This window comes from Algibacter sp. R77976, assembly GCF_044594645.1.
Lineage (GTDB): Bacteria > Bacteroidota > Bacteroidia > Flavobacteriales > Flavobacteriaceae > Algibacter_B.
The window spans coordinates 3,454,974-3,471,659 of sequence record NZ_CP138989.1 but is presented as its reverse complement, the minus strand read 5'-3'; the positions used below and the strand labels follow the sequence as shown (position 1 = coordinate 3,471,659).

Sequence of the window (16,686 nt, the reverse complement as noted above, 5' to 3'; positions counted from 1 at the left end):
TGAATGTTTCGATGTGATACCCAATTGTTTTTGATGCTGCTTTAAATATGCTTTTAGGCCACTAAGCAGGGATTAGTAGTAGCGGGAATAAGTAATTATTTTGTTTTAAAATAAATTTGTAGGGTTCGTTTAACGGTCTTGTATATGAAAAGTAGTGGATTTTTAGCACGAACTTTTCGGGTTATAACTGACCTTAATTTTATTATTTATCTTTCGTTTAAGCACTAAAACCGCTATTTTTGATATACGTTGTTGTGTTTTCGTACTTTATTTTCCGTTCTGTTTGTAGCGTTGGCAAAGACATACTCTTTTGCAATTTTTGGTTTGTGTGGTGGCTGAAGCGAATTGCAAATGTGTATGGCTTTAGCGTTGGCTTTATTCAATTTCTATTTTGTCTATTTCTTTCATTATTCTATCCGTTTCATTTAGAGCAACTATAATTTTCTGATAATGTAAAATATCCTCAAATTTTAATTCTCTTTCCTTTCTGTCTTTCAGCCATTTTTGTGCTGGTTGATAACCGCCAATAAAAAATTCCCAAGCTGTTACAGGAACGTTGTCAAAATATTTGCTTTCGTTAATCCAAATTCTACCAAGTTGTTTTTCGGTGTCGGTTATTTCCCAATCTTTCTTTACAATTTTTGTAGTTATTACGTTATGGTCGTTTTCAGCATCTTCAGCCATTTCATAACTTGTAATGTAATCTTCAACTTTGTTACTTTCTAACAAATGAATTTCACGTACTTCTTTACCTAATTTTACTAATTTCCAAAATGTTTCTTTGTCCTTAGGATAGGGAACTCTTGGAAAATCTATTTTTAAAAACTCCTTATATTTTTCTCTGTAAGTTGGTGAGTGTAAAACAGCATAGATGTAATCTAAAGTATCGATTGGTGAAAAAGTGCTTTTAGTGTCTTCTTTTTCGTTAGTAAATGATAAGCCTAACCTTTTCGAAATTTTATTTACGATTTCTTTTTTTAAGTTTGGTGTTCTTTCTAGTCCATTTGCAATACTTTGTTGTCCATTGTTTTCCTCATATAAATAAAGAGGAATCAAAGGTGAGCTACCAAACTTTTTTGCCGTACCAGTTAAGTTGCAATCAGTAGGGTATTTAGATATAAAAATGTGTTTGAAATCACCTGAAAACTGTCTTGGTACTAAAAGACCAATATTTTCAGAAAACATATGTTTCATTGTAGTAAATGCAGGTCTTCTTTGTAGCTTTTCATCATAATAAGATAAAATAATATCAAATGGTCGATAACTTACAGGTCTAATTTTCTTGTAATCGAAAGTAGATGAATTAAATTTATCTTGAAACTGAAAACTTGATGTATTAGTGATTTTATACTTGTTAATAGTCTCAGGTTTGTTAGAGAATTCATTCTTTAATTTTTCTTTTAGCTCCTCCTTTGATTTACCATAGAAAAATAGGTCTTTCCCAGTTTCTATACCATTATTATACTTTAAAAAAATCTCATCAATTTTAAATCCTTTATTATATTTATTTTGACCAGAAAAATCCTTGTCTATGAAGAAGTAATTAGGCTCCTTAGTTTCCAACAAAGACCATTTAATGTTTTTGAGAGAATTTTTATTTAGAAAATCATATTTAACATTTCTCTTCCCTTGCAAGTCAAAATGATAAACTTTACCTAGTTCATTTTTTCGTTTAACTCCAGTTTTAATAAAAATATTAATCGAAACCCCTTGCATAATATCAAATACATTTTGGTCAGGTGAACCATCTTTACACACTTCCTTTTTCTTAGAATCACCGTGTAGGTCTAGAATATAAACACTATCAAACGTTTCTAATAAATTTCTCCTCATTTGTCGATGGATTAAACCATCAATGAAACTGTTATTTGAGATATATGCTAAAACTCCTTCATTATTTTTCTGAATATAATGCTGTCCATACCTTATAAATTTTACATAATCATCTGAAAGAGAATTGTATGATTTTTCTTTTAGATTTTTTTTATAATCTGAGATTAAGTTTTCAATCCAAGCCCCTTTATTTGTGCTACTTGATGCATATGGTGGATTTCCAATAACACACATTACAGGTGTGTCACGCTTAATATGATTAGCTTCATTAGCTTCACTACTTAACCAATTAGAAAATAAAGTTCCAGTATCTTTGTGATGTTCTTCTAAAGAGTTAGTTAAGTAAATATTTAAACGTTCATTTTTAGTTGATTTATAACCAGTTTCAGTTAATAACATATCTAATTTTAGATGTGCCATCGAGTAGGATGCCATTAATAATTCAAAACCGTTTAGTCTTGGTATTAAATGTTCTTCTACGTAGCCACTCCAAGCACCTTTCATTGCTTTGAAGTTTTTATTGTAAATGAATTTAACAACTTCTGCTAAAAACGTTCCTGTTCCTGTTGCTGGGTCAAGTATTTGTACTTTGTGTACTTCTTTTTCTATTTGTTTATAACCTGTTGTAGAACGTTTGTCAGGTGTTTGTGTATCTAATTTTATTTTGGTCTTACTTGTATCTGCTAAACCTTGAGGTAAGTCAAATTCGGTTTTTAAAATATCATCAACTGCACGTACTATAAAATTTACAACTGGTTCTGGTGTGTACCAAACACCTCTTGCTTTACGTAATTTTGGGTCGTATTCTGCCAAAAAAGTTTCGTAAAAATGAATTATTGGGTCGTGCATTTGAGTTGCTTTACCAAAATTCTTTAAAAGCTGCTCAACATTTGTAGCTCTAAAAACTTCTGCAAGGTTGTCAACTACCGTTACAATTCTTTCGTCAATATCTGGTCCAGCGATATAGCCAAAAAGTTTACGTAAAAAAGGATTTGATTTTGGTATGAGTTCTGCTGCTTCTTGTCGGCTAAAATCATCTAAAGTTGGGTCGTGTAAACGAGCTGCAAACATTCCATAAGCCAAGGTTTGAGCGTAAATGTCTGCAAAATCTTTGGGTTTTAAATCGTGTATTAATATCTGTTTGAAAGTATCGTATTGTCCTTTTAAGGACGTATTTTCTTGTGTTTCTTCATCAGATGTAATTGCACGTTTTAAAATGTCTTGTAATAGACGTGCTTTTCCAGCCATCATTTCCGCCAATTTTTTTGACGATTTAATGGTTTGTCCTATGTGAGTAGAAAAGTCTTTTATTAAGTTCTCAAATTTCGAGAAGTTTTCAGGAATTGGTTTTACTGAATTGTTTTCAATTTCTCCAATTTTGATTTCGTGAACTAACTCTCCGTTTTGAAAGAATTGAAACCAGATGTAATCTGTAATTATTAGATTGTCCAATGCTTTTTTGTAACGTCCAAATTGTTCTTTGTAAGATTTACTGTTTAGGTCTTTTCCAATATCTTTTGCCTCAATGTAACCAACAGGAATTTTTCCTTTTGTGATTACATAATCTGGGTTTCCACAATCAGTAACGTTTGCAGGTTCGTTTGTTATTTCAATTCCTTTTACTAATTCTCTAATTAGTGTTTCTAAATCTCCTCTATATGAATGTTCTCTTGATATTCCAGATTGAAGTCTTTTACTTACTATTTCTACGTATTCTTTTATTGTCATTTTCTTTTTCAATCGTTTGGTCAGCGTTGGCTAAAAATAGCTCTTTTGTTTTTTATTGTTTTGGCTTTTGCGCGGAAAAAAACAAATGTGCTATTTGTGCGGCTGGCTTTTTTCGGTATGAAACACAATCCAAAGATAAAGTTCCGTTTCAATGAACTTTATCGATTGTTAAACGAAGTTAGCAAATTTTTCTGACAAAGTCAAGATTCAAATCGAAATTTGAATTTAAATTTTATACTTAAAACCTAGTTATTATTCGCGTTAGAGATTTAATAGGAAACGCTTTTTTAAAGAAGGGAGTAACTATTAATTAAAAATGAAGATAGATTTAACAGATTATAACGATATACGATAATTAGCCTCACTCTTCTTAATAGCTGTTTATAAAATGATGCGTTTGGGTTACTAACAAATAATGTTTAGTGAATTAGATGATAAAAGTCATTATTTAAGCCGAGATAAAGCAGGTATTTTGCTCGACTTTTAAAATAAATAAAATGAATACTATAAAATTAGGAAATCCTGCAGTAGTGGGTTTAGCAGGGTTTGGACTAACCACTTTATTATTACAATTTCACAATTTGGGTTTGTGCGGCTTAGGACCTGTAGTAGCAATGGGGTTTGTTTTTGGTGGCTTAGCGCAATTGATTGCTGGTTTTATGGAACAAAAAACAGGAAACAACTTTGGGTTTGCTGCATTTTGTAGTTATGGGGCTTTTTGGATAGGATTAGGCGTTATTTGGATGTTAAACTATTTTGAACTTTATGCTTCATCAAAAACTGATGTAGGTATGTATTTAATAGCATGGACATTTTTAACCGTTATATTTTGGATGGGTTCTTTGTTTATTCATACAGCCATGGCTTTTACGTTTAGCACCTTGGTTTTAGGTTTTATCTTGTTAGATTTTGCACATTTTGGATTTCCGGAATTAACAACCTTTGCAGGATACGTTTTAATTGCTTGCGCTTTAGGTGCATGGTATATGATGGCCGCAATTATTATAAATGATGTTGCCGGAAGAACGCTTTTAAAGGTAGGAAAGCCTTGGATGAAAGCGTCTTAATGCATAACTAAAATAAGGAAGTAGCTACCCTTAAATGATATTTATTTTCTTAACTATTCTGTTTTAGTGATGGTTATTTTTTCTCTAATCTTAAACTCTCCATCGGTAATGTGAGCCACAAACACATACGTTCCTTTTTCGGTTAGCGTAATAATAGGGGTTTTGGTATTTGGGTTGTTATTTTCAAAAGTGACTTTGGGACCTTTTTTTACTGTCCATGTAATTTCAGGGTATATGTTATCTGTATCGTTATCGATAATATCAGCGCTAAATTTTACCGTATTTTTTGAATTGTAATCTGTTTTAATGGTGACTTTAGGTGGTAAGTTTAATCCTGTGTTTTTTGATGCTTTGTTTTTGGGGATTTTTGAGTTTTTTTCTACACCAGCCGCCCATAAAACAATTCTTTGAGCAAACTCTTTGTTATCGGAATGTGTTATTTGACTACCATCGCCAGCATTCCACATCATATTTCTATCGAATAACCCTAATACGCGCCCGTTATTAATATGCGCTATAGCAAGCGAAACATCGGTATCTGGATTAAAAACGCCATCTATTTTGTTTACCTTTAGTTTGCCGCCTAAACCACCTTCTTGTGCTTTTGCTAAAACCATTGCTGGCGGACTAACTCTTACAAAACTAACGCCTTCGCCTCTAAAACGAATGCCGCCATTTTTGTTATTATTGTTAATAAAATGATTTTTTGTGTAAGATGTAATTAAGTAATTACCAGCTCCATTATCTGTTAAAAAGTGCATACCGAAAGCTTCGGTAATTTGGTTATCTGATTCTCTACCTAATGTATTGTCTACTCCTACATGTTTATAGTGGCCACCAAAAGCACTATCTGACCAAGCAATAAGTCCGCCGCCTTGTTTTACCCAGGTATGAACGGATTCAATTTCTGTTTTAGAGAACTTTTTTTGATTAGAACCTAGAATAAGTACATCTACATCTTTTAAAAAACTAGCATTAAAAGTAGTTGCGGCATCGTAGACTTCTGAAATATTTAATCCGGTTTCTTGAATAGCTTCTTTAAATTGACTCATGCCGTACCTGCCCTTATCTATTAATCGCATTTGATGAAACGGACTGTTTTCTCCTGATGGAATGATGCCTTTTTCTGATACATCGCCATAAACATAAACAATATTTTGTGCTGTTAATGTATGTGCTAATAAACACATTATTAATATTGAAACCGATTTAATCATAATTTTAGTCCTTGCAAGTTAATAGCTGAAAGTTAGTGGTTTTCTTTTTTGTTTTGCGGTTTATGATATAATAATATTTTTAAAAAGTTAATTAAATTTTTAAAACCGAGTTGCTATTTGCGTTAGGGATTGAACGGCATGTTTGAGCTCGCCGACGCAGGAGGAAGCGAGTAGTGAAAGCCCGACCCTTGTGGTAACGCCACCTTGAATACTTTTTATAGCCACTTTTTACGTTTAAAGTAGATTAGCATGCCTATAAAAAGTATAATCATGACACACCAAAGAATATAATAGGAGTATTTGTAATGTAGTTCTGGGATGTTATCGAAATTCATGCCATAGATACCTGCAATAAAGGTTAGCGGGATAAAAATGGATGCCATTATGGTAAGGACTTTCATGACTTCGTTCATTTTATTGCTAATGGTGGTCATGTACATATCCATTAAACTCCAAATCATTTCGCGATATATATCGATGTTTTCTGAGACTTGAATTAAGTGGTCGTAAATGTCTCTGAAATAGGTGATTGTTCTTTTTTGAATAAGTGAACTTTCGTTTTTTTCGATGCGATTAATAACTTCGCGTAGTGGGAAAATGGCGCGACGTACTCTTAGGATTTCGCGTTTTAGGTTTTGGATTTTCTGACTAATATCGTCATCTACATCGCCGGCAAAAATAGCGGTTTCAAAATCTTCAATTTTGTCGCCTAAAACTTCTATAACGCTAAAATAATGATCTACAATGGCATCCATTAATACGTAAAGTAAATAGTCTGCCTTCATGGTGCGTACACGACCTTTAGCATGCCTTAATCGATCTCTAACTGTGTCGAAAACATCACCTTCTGATTCTTGGAAGGTTAGTACATAGTTTTTTCCTAAAATGAGACTAACTTGTTCTGAAACTATTTGTTGGGCATCATCGTAATACAGCATTTTTAATGAAACAAATATGGAATCGTCATATTCATCAATTTTTGGGCGCTGTGCTATGTTTACAATGTCTTCTAAAACCAAAGGGTGTATGTCATAATGTTCTCCCAATGCTTCAATTTGATCGACGTGGTTTAAACCATTTAAATTAATCCATGTTACAGAGTCGGTATCTTTATATTCAAAACTTTCTTGAACGGTTTGTAGTTCTTTTTCGTTACAGAATTCCTTCCCATAATCGAACGTGTCAATAAAAAGTTTTTCTTTAGATCGTTCTCCTGTATAAACGACGCTTCCCGGTACTTGACCTAATTTCTTTTTTGACCTGTAAACTCTTTTTCTTGACATTATTAAAAATTATATCTTAAATATAAGGATTATTTATACAGCATCAGCTCCGTCGTCATGGTTAGAAAAATCTTCGATAGCATCTTTTTCAATAAGTGTAACTGCTTTTTGGAGCATGAGGTTGTTTGGATAGGTTACCAAATCGCCATTGTCTATTCGTAAATGTAATTGAAAGGCTCGAATATCTTCTATAATGGCTGTTATAGGAAAATCTTTATCGTGTATCGCTATTTTGTCTCCTACTTTATAAGGGAAGTTAAAAAACATGATAATTCCAGAGGTAATATTGCTTAAAATAGACCAAATTGCAAAAAGTGCAATTCCTATAATGGCGAATACCGAAGAAAAAATTACGGCTAGATCTTCAAATTGAGCACCAAACACCAAAGCTTCTATTAGTAATGCAATAATAAATAGAAATACGGTTATGTACCTGCGAATAAGTCTTATTCTAGCATCGTTGATACCATTTTTTCTTGCAACTTTAGTAATTGTAAAATGTATAATGAATCTTATAATTAATAGCGATAGCAGGACGATTCCTGTTATAATTAACTCTTTTTCAAAAAGAGAAAGAATGGTTTCGTTATCTTCAAAAAACATAGTGTTTGTTTTAAAATATTAAACAAAGATACGCTCAAAAAGAAAACTTTATGGTTATTATTATTTTAATTGAAGGGTTTCTCTAAGCGCTTCATCTTTCACGAATTTCTTTTGCCAATACGGTGATTTGATGGTTTTTAGTTTTGTTGCTTTGGTTGTTAAAGCTTTTGCGTTGGCGCCAAATCCACTTTTAAAGGTTTCTTCCCAGTTTAATATATCGAATGGGAATTCTGGATTAAAAGTTATAGATAGTGTTCTATTTAATTCTGGGTATTCGATTGAATAGGTGCTTTCTGTTAAACTTGCCTTTGCGCTATATGGTTTAACTTCTAAATGACGCAATCTTGAATATTCAAAAGATGGAATAATTTTTAAATCGCCTTTAGGTAGCGATTTTGGATTGATGCGTAATTTGGTCCATAATTCGTTTTCTAAAATGGCTTTATCTATTTTGGAATTTTTATCTGCTTCGCCTTCAAAATAGGAGTGCGATAAAATCTCAAATTGGTCTCTGTTATTAAGTTGTAAATACACATGCCCACACCATTCTTGCATAGCACTTGATACTTTTAAAGCGTGCTGGTTATTTGAGACCGGGTAGAAGGTACTCTGCATTATGGAATACGGATAAACGCCTGTGTTGAAGTTTTTGGTTGCGTTTAGTTTTAAAACAGGTACATTGTTTGGGTTTTGATGGTCTGCTTTTACTTGTATGTTTGGCAGGAAATCTTCGGTTACATATATTAAAACGGCTGTGCCTTCTCGCATTTCGCCATAACGTGCCTGTTCTAGTTTGTATGAAGATATTTCGGCTTTTCCTGCATACCAGTAAGCATTAAACTCTGGAGTTGTTTTTGTTATTTCAAGATCGGGTTTTTCAATAACTTCTGAAGCCGATTTAACTGCTATATCTTTTGTTTCTGAATTGTTTTTGCACGATGCTAATAATAATACCGAACTTAAGATAGTACAAATTAGAATTTCAGACTTTATGCTTTTTTTTAATTTTTCTAGTAATTTCATATACCAAAATTATAACCCTAAGTTGTTTCTGCAATGGTATTTAACGTTTTGTAAACAAGATGAACAGGTAAACCCATAACGTTAAAATAGGAACCTTCAATTTTTGTAACGCCAATTTGACCAATCCATTCTTGAATGCCGTAAGCTCCAGCTTTATCGAATGGTTTGTAGGTGTTAATGTAGTATAATATTTCTTGGTCTGATAGTGCTTTGAACGTTACTTTGGTAATATTATATAGTGTTTTCTCGAAAGTAGTTGTGGTAAAAGAAACCGAAGTAATAACCTCATGAGTTTTGTTACTTAATGATTTTAACATACTGAAAGCCTCATCTTCATCTCTAGGTTTGCCTAACGCCATGTTATCATGCCAAACAATAGTGTCACTTGTTATAAGAATATCGGTTGGTGACAATTCGTCTTTAAAAGGCAATGCTTTTAATTGTGCGAGGTAATTACTAATTTCAAAATGTGTTAATCTTTGTGGATATTCTTCTTTAACGGGTTTAAGTCGAATTTCAAAATCGAGCCCTAAGTTTTTGAAAAACTCTTGACGCCTAGGAGATCCTGAAGCTAGAATAATGTTGTGATTTTTAAGTTTTTCGTTTAGCATTAATTAAGAATAACAGTATTGATATAAAACACTAAAATGGTCTTTCATTTTTTGTTTGGCTAATTTAGGGTTTTGACTTTTTATAGCTTGATAAATGTCGTTATGTTCTTGTATAGACCTAGCAGACACCCTTTTGTCACAAACATGGTACTTTTCAAAATCTACAATAATTTGTGGTGTTATTGATAGCATGAATGTATTAATAGTACTATTACCACAAGCTTTAGCTATTGATAAATGAAATAGCAGGTCTTCTTGAACGGCATCTTCGCCTAAAAGGACTTTGTTTTCATATGCATCTAATGTTTCTTTAATATGTTCTAAATCTTCGTCAGTACGTCTTAAAGCAGCTAATCTAACTGTTTTTAGTTCTAATAATATTCTTGTTTCTACTAAGTCCTTAAAATCTGAAGATTCTAATCTAATAATATCTTCAATCATTCCATTCATTGCAATTACACCAATGTTAGCAACAAAAGTTCCACTTTGAGGAATTGATTTTAGTAATCCATAAAACTCTAATTTTTGAATAGCTTCCCTAACGTTACTTCTAGATACCTTAAATTTATCAGATAACATTCTTTCAGAAGGTAACTTCTCACCAGGTTCAAGATTTTTAATATTAATTAAATCTCCTATTTTACGAATAAGAATATTTTGTGCCTTTTGATTGTCATTTTTTGAGAGGGTTTCTAATTTCATTTGTTCTTAATTATTTTTTTTAAAAAGAATTAAATATGATTTTTATTAGTATGTTAATAGCAATTTAATGATTGCCCTTTTATTAAGTCCTTTTTTTTTGTAATAGTTTTTATCAATTTTAATTAAATCTAAGATTTTAAAAACATTATGAGAATTATTATTGTTTTAAACACGTAATTAAAATATAGCATGCATTTAATTTAACAAGATAATAATAATTTTAAAATGCACAAATAGCGCGGTAAACTGATTGCTTAATGAGTTTGTTGAAATATTGAAATCGAGTCTTATGCCGATGCGAAACGTTAGTTTGCAATATGTCTTTTTAAGCTATTAAGTTTTTGGTGTTTTAGTTAGTATTAATTAAGTATAACATACTTGTATAAGAGTAATGAAAGCATCCCGAAAAGCATAATCAATTTGTACATATTGCTAATGTGGTGCATGTCTTTTTTTGTTTTTGCGTCGAAATTTTTAATGCTTGTATAAATTAGCGGACCAACAATAAGCAGTAAAAAATAGCCAACAGCTATAGGTTGTTTGTATAAATCTGAAACCACATAAAGTATGATGCCTATTATCGGGAAGAAGCTTAGCCCTGTTAAAATTTGTTTAGCGCGTTCGCGGCCAATGGCAATAGGTAAGGTGTTCATGCCTGCTTTGTAGTCACCATCAATATCTTCAATGTCTTTAGCTATTTCTCTGAGTAAATTTATAGAAAAAGCGAATAGGGCATAATCTAAAATGATTTTAAAAAACACCGTTTGGATCTGTTGATTTGAAGGTGTCATTGTTGGAATTAACTCAAAAATCCCAACAATAATTAAGCTAAACGCAACTAATATGGAAATTACAATATTACCAACTAAAAGTGTGCTTTTTAGATAGGTGGCGTAGATGTATAGCAATACAGATATGATAACAAATAAAGAAAAGAAAGGTGCTCTGCCAACGCGGTGTGATAAATAAAACCCGACACCTACACCTATAACATTAAAGACTATAAAAAGGTTGTATGCTGTTTTTTCTGAAATTGATTTACCAATGATTACACGATCTGGTTTGTTTACTATATCGGTTTCAATATCGTAAAGATCGTTTATAATATTACCAGCAGCTGCAATGCAAATGGTTGCTAAAATTAGAAGAGTAATACCTAATCCATCTAAGCTTGTTTGCACGCCAAAAGGTTCTAAAAGTGCATACTTTATTAATAATTGCATGAATGCAATCATCAATAAATTTTTCCAACGGATGAGGTTTAGGAAATTCAAATTATTATTGTTTCTTACAACTAGTCATATTTAGCACCAAAATTCCCATTCCATTTACCTTGTACTTTAGAGACTTGTTCGATCACATCACGAACAGCACCTTTGCCACCTTTTTTGTGCGAAATGTATTTTGAAACACCTTTAATTTCTGGAACGGCATCTTGCGGGCAACATGGTAGGCCAACAATTTTCATTACAGGGTAATCTGGAATATCATCACCCATATACAACACGTTTTCGGCTTTAATGTTCTTTTTATTAAAGTAGTCGTTAAGCTGTTCTATTTTATTATGCGCACCTAAGTAGATATCTGTAACGCCTAGATTTGCCAGCCTAGTACGAACGCCTTCATTTGAGCCTCCTGAGATAATACACAAATTATAGCCATTATCAATAGCTGTTTTTAGAGCGTAACCATCTTTAATATTCATGGTTCTTAGCATTTCGCCTGTTGTAGTGACTGTAACAGAACCATCGGTTAATACACCATCAACATCAAAAATAAATGTGGTAATGTGTTCTAAATATTCTTTATAACTTTTTTCTTCCATGGGTGCGTTTAATAGAGTTGGTAAGCAATTCGTAAACTGCTTTATGGTGCTCGTTATCTAATTGTTTTAAATGCTTTTTTATTGTTTTTTTGTCGTTACGTTTTGCGGGGCCAGTTTGTGCTTTAAACGGCGACATATCTTGAATTTTGTTGGCGGTTTCTGTAATAAGTGGTTTGAGTAGATCGAATTCTGCGCCTTCACTTTCGGTAATTTCATGGCCAATTCTATAGAGTTGATTCGTAAAATTATTCACGAAAACAGCTGCTAAATGCAGTACACGCCTTTGGTCACTATTAATGCGTTTTGTGGGGCTACCTAAACTTGCTGCAAGTTTTTTTAGTAGCGGATAGCTTTTTTTATCTATTGTTTCAATGCAAATAGGCACATTTGTAAAATCCATTTCGGCATCCTTACTAAAACTTTGTAGTGGATATAAAACACCACGCTTGTGTTTCATATCTAAATCGTAAACACTAGCACTACCAGAAGTATGTACAACAAGTCTATTTTCAAAAGAAAGTTTGCTTGATAAATCTGCAATTATATCGTCACTAACGGCAATAATATATACATCTGCTTCTTTTAAAGCATTTAAATTGTCTGTAATATCAACTAAACCTTTATAGGATTGTATGGTTGATAAACTTCTGTTATACCATTGAATAACAGAAACTTCATCGGTTTTGCTAAACCCTTTAAATATATGTGTGCCAACATTACCAGCACCTAAAATTACTACTGAAATCATGTTGCTAAAATAGGTAATAAAAGCCTATTTAAAAACCTAATACTTTATCTTTGTAAGTATGAATAAAAAAGATATTGAAACTAGAGAAGATGTGTTTTTATTGGTGTCTTCATTTTATGAAAAGGTGAGGGCAGACGATGTATTAGGACCTTTTTTTAATAACCTTATTAAAGATTGGGATACGCATATAGATAGATTAACCACGTTTTGGGAAACTAGCTTGTTTATGACGCGTAAGTTGGAGCATAAATATAAAGGTGATCCATTAGAAGTTCATGTAAAAGTTGATAAAGAAAATAACAATAGCATTACAGAATTACACTTCGGACTTTGGCTAAACCTTTGGTTTGAAACATTAGAAGAATTATTTGAAGGCGAAGTTACTGAAAACGCTAAGCGACGAGCCAGAAAAATGGGTTCGTTTTTATATTTGAAGATTTTTCAAGCAAGAATGGGGTAGCTTACAGTCTCAATCTCAGTCTCAGTCTCAGTTTTTAGTAAGTTGCGTTTAACTAGGTGCCTTTACAAGATTAAATTATTGCACACTTAATACGTTCTTAAATATCAATTTTTAGTTTTCATTTTTCTTCATTCAATGCTACAAATGTTGGTGTAATAATTAAAGTGTTAGATATTTATGTTTTAGCTATAGAAAATACAGAGTAGAGTAAATCATCTTACTGCTTTCAACTTTTACAACACTTTAACATATTCAAATAAACTATTATCCTTAAATTTGCAAAACCTTAAAAAAGGGTTCAGATTATGCAAAAAACGCTAGCCAATATTTTCTTTTCAACCAAACTAACTGCTTTTCTATTTATTGCTTTTGCTGTCGCTATGGCAACAGGAACTATTTTAGATGCAGGACAAGAAACATCGCCAACGCCATACACTAGAAACTTAATTTACAATGCCTGGTGGTTTGAAGCCATTATGGTTTTTTTTATTATCAATTTCACAGGCAATGTTTTTAGATTTAGATTATATAAAAAAGAAAAATGGGCTACTTTTATTTTGCATTTAGCCTTTATTTTTATTCTGTTAGGTGCCTTTATTACGCGTTATTTTAGTTTTGAAGGTATGATGGCCATAAGAGAAGGTGCTACAGAAAACACATTTCTTTCTCAAAAAACATTTTTAACATCAAATATTTATGGTGATTATGTTGTTGATGGAGAAAACCAAATGCGTGTTTTAGAAAATGAAGTTGATTTTTCTGGACGATTAGATAATAGTTTTAGGGTTGATACAGATTATGGAGGTCAAAAAGTATCTATAGAATTAGAGAAATTTATTGTAGGCGCTGAAGAAGATATTATTCCAAATGAAAATGGTGAAGAATATTTGAAAATTGTTGAGTCTGGCAGTAATGGGCCACATAATCACTTTTTAGAAGTCGGTAAACAGTCCAGTATTCACAATGTTATTTTTACTTTGAATAATCCAGCTAAAGGAGCTATAAATATATTTTATAAAGACGATGCTTTAACTATTGAGTCTCCTTTTGAAGGAAGTTACATGACTATGGCAACTAGAGCGCAAGGCACTTTAGTAAAGGATAGTTTACAGCCTTTAGTTTTACGATCGCTTTACAGTATTGGGAATATGAATATGGTATTTCCAAAACCTGTAGTTAAAGGTGTTTTTGATGTGGTTCAGAAATCGCAAATACTAAAAAATGATCAAGATGGCGTTGTTTTAAATGTCTCAACCAATGGAGAAACTAAGCGTGTTGGTTTATTAGGAGGAAAAGGAACAAATAGCAACTACAAACAGATAGAAGTAGGTGGTTTAGAGTTTGCCTTTAAATATGGTTCTAAAGTTTTAGAATTACCATTCTCACTAAAGTTAAACGATTTTGAAGCCGAGCGTTACCCAGGTACAGAACGCGGTTATTCAGCTTATTCTAGTGAAGTAACTGTAGTAGATGAAAGAGCAGAGGATTATGATTATAAAATTTTCATGAATAATATTTTAGATCATGGTGGTTATCGATTTTTTCAATCTGGTTTTGATCCTGATGAAAAGGGTACTATTCTTTCCGTAAATCATGATTATTGGGGGAGCTTGATTACTTATATCGGCTATTTTATGTTGTATTTTGGTTTAATGGCCATTCTGTTTTCTAAAAACTCGCGTTTTGGAGATTTAAAACGCCATTTAGAAAAGGTAAAAGCTAAAAAAGAAAAATTGCTTACCATTTTGGTATTGTGTTTTAGCTTGAATGCCATGGCTCAAGAACATCATGAAGGTGATGGACATGACCACTCAGTACACTCGCAACCTACTAAAACACAAATAGATTCTATTCTTAAAGCTAATGTAGCGCCTAAAGCTCATGCCGATAAGTTTGGGCATTTAGTGATTCAAGATTTAAGCGGACGTATGATGCCGGTTAATACCTATGCCTCTGAATTGCTACGTAAATTAAGTAAAAATGATACTTACGAAGGTCTCGATGCTAACCAAGTGTTTTTATCTATTCATGAAAGCCCAAGGTTATGGTATAATGTACCTATCATTTATTTACGTCCCATGGAAACCGATTCATTACGTTCCATAATTGGTGTTAAAAAATCAGGTAAACTATTTGCTTTAACAGATTTTATTAATGAAGATGGCTCGTATAAGTTAACCCCATACTTAGATGATGCATATAGTGTTACTGTGCCTAATGGATATCAGAAAAAAATAAAGGAAACCGACCAGCGCGTTAGTTTACTTTTTAATACGATTGAAGGGATGTCTTTAAAGATTTTTCCAATTCCAGATGATTCGAATAATAAATGGATTTCAAATTCTGATTATAGAAATGATACTTCGGTAGTAAAAGATTCTTTGTATTCAAACTTTGTTAAAAATGGATTTCGTGCTTATTTATATACTCTAAATCAAGCGAAACAAACCGGCGATTTTAGTGAAGCCGAAAAGCTATTAACAGCATTTAAGAAAACGCAACATCGCTATGGTGGCGAGGTGATGCTTAGCGATGAAAAAGTTAAAACAGAAATACTTTATAACAAATACGATATTTTTAAGAAACTTTATAGTTGGTATATGTATGCCGGTAGTATAATGTTTGTATTATTAATTATGCAAATATTTAATAATAAACGCAAGTTTGTTAATGTTTCTATTAACGTTTTAAAGTTTGTAATTTTAGGGTTGTTCTTATTACACACCGCAGGTTTAATTACGCGTTGGTATATTTCTGGTCATGCGCCATGGAGTGATGCATACGAGTCTATGATTTATGTGGCATGGTCTACCATGTTGTTTGGTTTAATTACTGGTATTAGTAAAAATAAAAAGGCTTCGCTAGAATCAAGAACGCCAAAGGCTTCAATGATAATTTCTATAAAAGGCGTTTTTAATAGACAATCTTCTAACCTTACTATTGCCGCATCTGCTTTTGTAACGTCTATGATTTTAATGATTGCACATTGGAACTGGATGGATCCAGCAATTGCGAACTTACAGCCTGTTTTAAACAGTTATTGGCTCATGATTCATGTAGCAGTTATTGTGGCGAGTTATGGACCTTTTACGTTAGGAATGATTTTAGGTATCGTATCATTATTGCTCATGATTTTTACAACCAAAGCCAATAAGGCTAAAATGGATTTAAACATTAAAGAGTTAACTATAGTAAACGAAATGGCTTTAACAGTAGGTTTAGTAATGCTTACCATTGGAAACTTTTTAGGAGGTATGTGGGCTAACGAAAGTTGGGGGCGTTATTGGGGCTGGGATCCAAAAGAAACTTGGGCGCTTATTAGTATTATGGTTTATGCTTTTGTTATACACATGCGTTTGGTTCCTGGACTTCGTGGGCGTTGGTTATTCAACTTTTTGTCTATTGTTGCATTTGCTAGTATTTTAATGACTTATTTTGGTGTTAATTTCTACCTAGCTGGTTTACATAGTTACGCGAGTGGCGATCAGATTATAAGTGTTAAGTTTATTGCTATTGCTTGCGGTATAATTGCAGTATTAGGTGCTTTTGCTTATCGTGGTTATGCTAGGTTTTATAAGAAGTAAAA

General features: G+C 32.4%; 13 protein-coding genes. 3 read left to right on the top strand and 10 right to left on the bottom strand.

The genetic code is table 11. From position 1 onward, the window contains the following. Positions 1-375: 375 nt before the first annotated feature. Complete coding sequence (locus tag SJY43_RS14825) at positions 376-3,561, bottom strand: type ISP restriction/modification enzyme (RefSeq protein ID WP_396601522.1); 3,186 nt, start codon at positions 3,559-3,561, stop codon at positions 376-378. A gap of 497 nt (positions 3,562-4,058) precedes the next feature. Between SJY43_RS14825 and SJY43_RS14820 the strand changes: the two genes are divergently transcribed. Further along, positions 4,059-4,628: an acetate uptake transporter gene (locus tag SJY43_RS14820; RefSeq protein WP_396601521.1), complete on the top strand. Its 570-nt coding sequence runs from the start codon at positions 4,059-4,061 to the stop codon at positions 4,626-4,628. A 53-nt stretch (positions 4,629-4,681) separates the two neighbouring features. Here SJY43_RS14820 and SJY43_RS14815 read toward each other — a convergent pair whose 3' ends face one another. The 9 genes from SJY43_RS14815 to SJY43_RS14775 form a co-directional block, all read right to left on the bottom strand. After that, a complete protein-coding gene (locus tag SJY43_RS14815; protein ID WP_396601520.1) occupies positions 4,682-5,845 on the bottom strand; it encodes a hypothetical protein in 1,164 nt (387 codons plus the stop codon). A gap of 215 nt (positions 5,846-6,060) precedes the next feature. Next, entirely contained in the window at positions 6,061-7,128 is a 1,068-nt protein-coding gene (gene corA / locus SJY43_RS14810; RefSeq protein WP_396601519.1) for a magnesium/cobalt transporter CorA, read from the bottom strand. A gap of 33 nt (positions 7,129-7,161) precedes the next feature. Further along, complete coding sequence (locus tag SJY43_RS14805; protein WP_396601518.1) at positions 7,162-7,731, bottom strand: mechanosensitive ion channel domain-containing protein; 570 nt, start codon at positions 7,729-7,731, stop codon at positions 7,162-7,164. A 60-nt stretch (positions 7,732-7,791) separates the two neighbouring features. Next, positions 7,792-8,754 (bottom strand): septum formation inhibitor Maf, encoded by a 963-nt coding sequence (locus SJY43_RS14800; protein WP_396601517.1) that lies wholly within the window; start codon positions 8,752-8,754, stop codon positions 7,792-7,794. 17 nt (positions 8,755-8,771) lie between these two features. Further along, positions 8,772-9,365, bottom strand: a complete 594-nt coding sequence (locus SJY43_RS14795; protein ID WP_396601516.1) for a Maf family nucleotide pyrophosphatase — start codon at positions 9,363-9,365, stop codon at positions 8,772-8,774. Between the two features lie 3 nt (positions 9,366-9,368). Further along, the gene (locus tag SJY43_RS14790; protein WP_396601515.1) at positions 9,369-10,067 is read right to left on the bottom strand and encodes a FadR/GntR family transcriptional regulator; all 699 of its coding nucleotides are present in this window, start codon (positions 10,065-10,067) and stop codon (positions 9,369-9,371) included. A gap of 359 nt (positions 10,068-10,426) precedes the next feature. Beyond that, positions 10,427-11,341 carry a geranylgeranylglycerol-phosphate geranylgeranyltransferase gene (locus SJY43_RS14785; RefSeq protein ID WP_396601514.1) on the bottom strand — a complete coding sequence of 305 codons (915 nt, stop codon included), beginning with the start codon at positions 11,339-11,341 and terminating at the stop codon, positions 10,427-10,429. Between the two features lie 20 nt (positions 11,342-11,361). After that, a complete protein-coding gene (locus SJY43_RS14780; RefSeq protein ID WP_396601513.1) occupies positions 11,362-11,892 on the bottom strand; it encodes a KdsC family phosphatase in 531 nt (176 codons plus the stop codon). Then, entirely contained in the window at positions 11,873-12,640 is a 768-nt protein-coding gene (locus SJY43_RS14775) for a Rossmann-like and DUF2520 domain-containing protein (RefSeq protein WP_396601512.1), read from the bottom strand. Before SJY43_RS14775 ends, SJY43_RS14780 begins: the two co-directional genes overlap by 20 nt. Before the next feature lie 58 nt (positions 12,641-12,698). Here SJY43_RS14775 and SJY43_RS14770 point away from each other — a divergent pair, with 58 nt between their 5' ends. Both SJY43_RS14770 and ccsA read left to right on the top strand, forming a co-directional pair. Continuing rightward, positions 12,699-13,100: a group III truncated hemoglobin gene (locus SJY43_RS14770; RefSeq protein WP_396601511.1), complete on the top strand. Its 402-nt coding sequence runs from the start codon at positions 12,699-12,701 to the stop codon at positions 13,098-13,100. A 305-nt stretch (positions 13,101-13,405) separates the two neighbouring features. Beyond that, on the top strand, positions 13,406-16,684 hold the full coding sequence (ccsA, locus tag SJY43_RS14765; RefSeq protein ID WP_396601510.1) for a cytochrome c biogenesis protein CcsA: 3,279 nt from the start codon (positions 13,406-13,408) through the stop codon (positions 16,682-16,684). The last annotated feature ends 2 nt before the right edge of the window (positions 16,685-16,686 follow it).

What these genes read in the sequence shown, in the direction of transcription:
- SJY43_RS14770 (WP_396601511.1), top strand. Translation starts at nt 12,699, where the DNA reads ATGAATAAAAAAGATATTGAAACTAGAGAAGATGTGTTTTTATTGGTG.
- SJY43_RS14815 (WP_396601520.1), bottom strand. Translation starts at nt 5,845, where the DNA reads ATGATTAAATCGGTTTCAATATTAATAATGTGTTTATTAGCACATACA.
- SJY43_RS14825 (WP_396601522.1), bottom strand. Translation starts at nt 3,561, where the DNA reads ATGACAATAAAAGAATACGTAGAAATAGTAAGTAAAAGACTTCAATCT.
- SJY43_RS14790 (WP_396601515.1), bottom strand. Translation starts at nt 10,067, where the DNA reads ATGAAATTAGAAACCCTCTCAAAAAATGACAATCAAAAGGCACAAAAT.
- SJY43_RS14780 (WP_396601513.1), bottom strand. Translation starts at nt 11,892, where the DNA reads ATGGAAGAAAAAAGTTATAAAGAATATTTAGAACACATTACCACATTT.
- SJY43_RS14820 (WP_396601521.1), top strand. Translation starts at nt 4,059, where the DNA reads ATGAATACTATAAAATTAGGAAATCCTGCAGTAGTGGGTTTAGCAGGG.
- SJY43_RS14805 (WP_396601518.1), bottom strand. Translation starts at nt 7,731, where the DNA reads ATGTTTTTTGAAGATAACGAAACCATTCTTTCTCTTTTTGAAAAAGAG.
- corA (WP_396601519.1), bottom strand. Translation starts at nt 7,128, where the DNA reads ATGTCAAGAAAAAGAGTTTACAGGTCAAAAAAGAAATTAGGTCAAGTA.
- SJY43_RS14775 (WP_396601512.1), bottom strand. Translation starts at nt 12,640, where the DNA reads ATGATTTCAGTAGTAATTTTAGGTGCTGGTAATGTTGGCACACATATA.
- SJY43_RS14800 (WP_396601517.1), bottom strand. Translation starts at nt 8,754, where the DNA reads ATGAAATTACTAGAAAAATTAAAAAAAAGCATAAAGTCTGAAATTCTA.
- SJY43_RS14795 (WP_396601516.1), bottom strand. Translation starts at nt 9,365, where the DNA reads ATGCTAAACGAAAAACTTAAAAATCACAACATTATTCTAGCTTCAGGA.
- ccsA (WP_396601510.1), top strand. Translation starts at nt 13,406, where the DNA reads ATGCAAAAAACGCTAGCCAATATTTTCTTTTCAACCAAACTAACTGCT.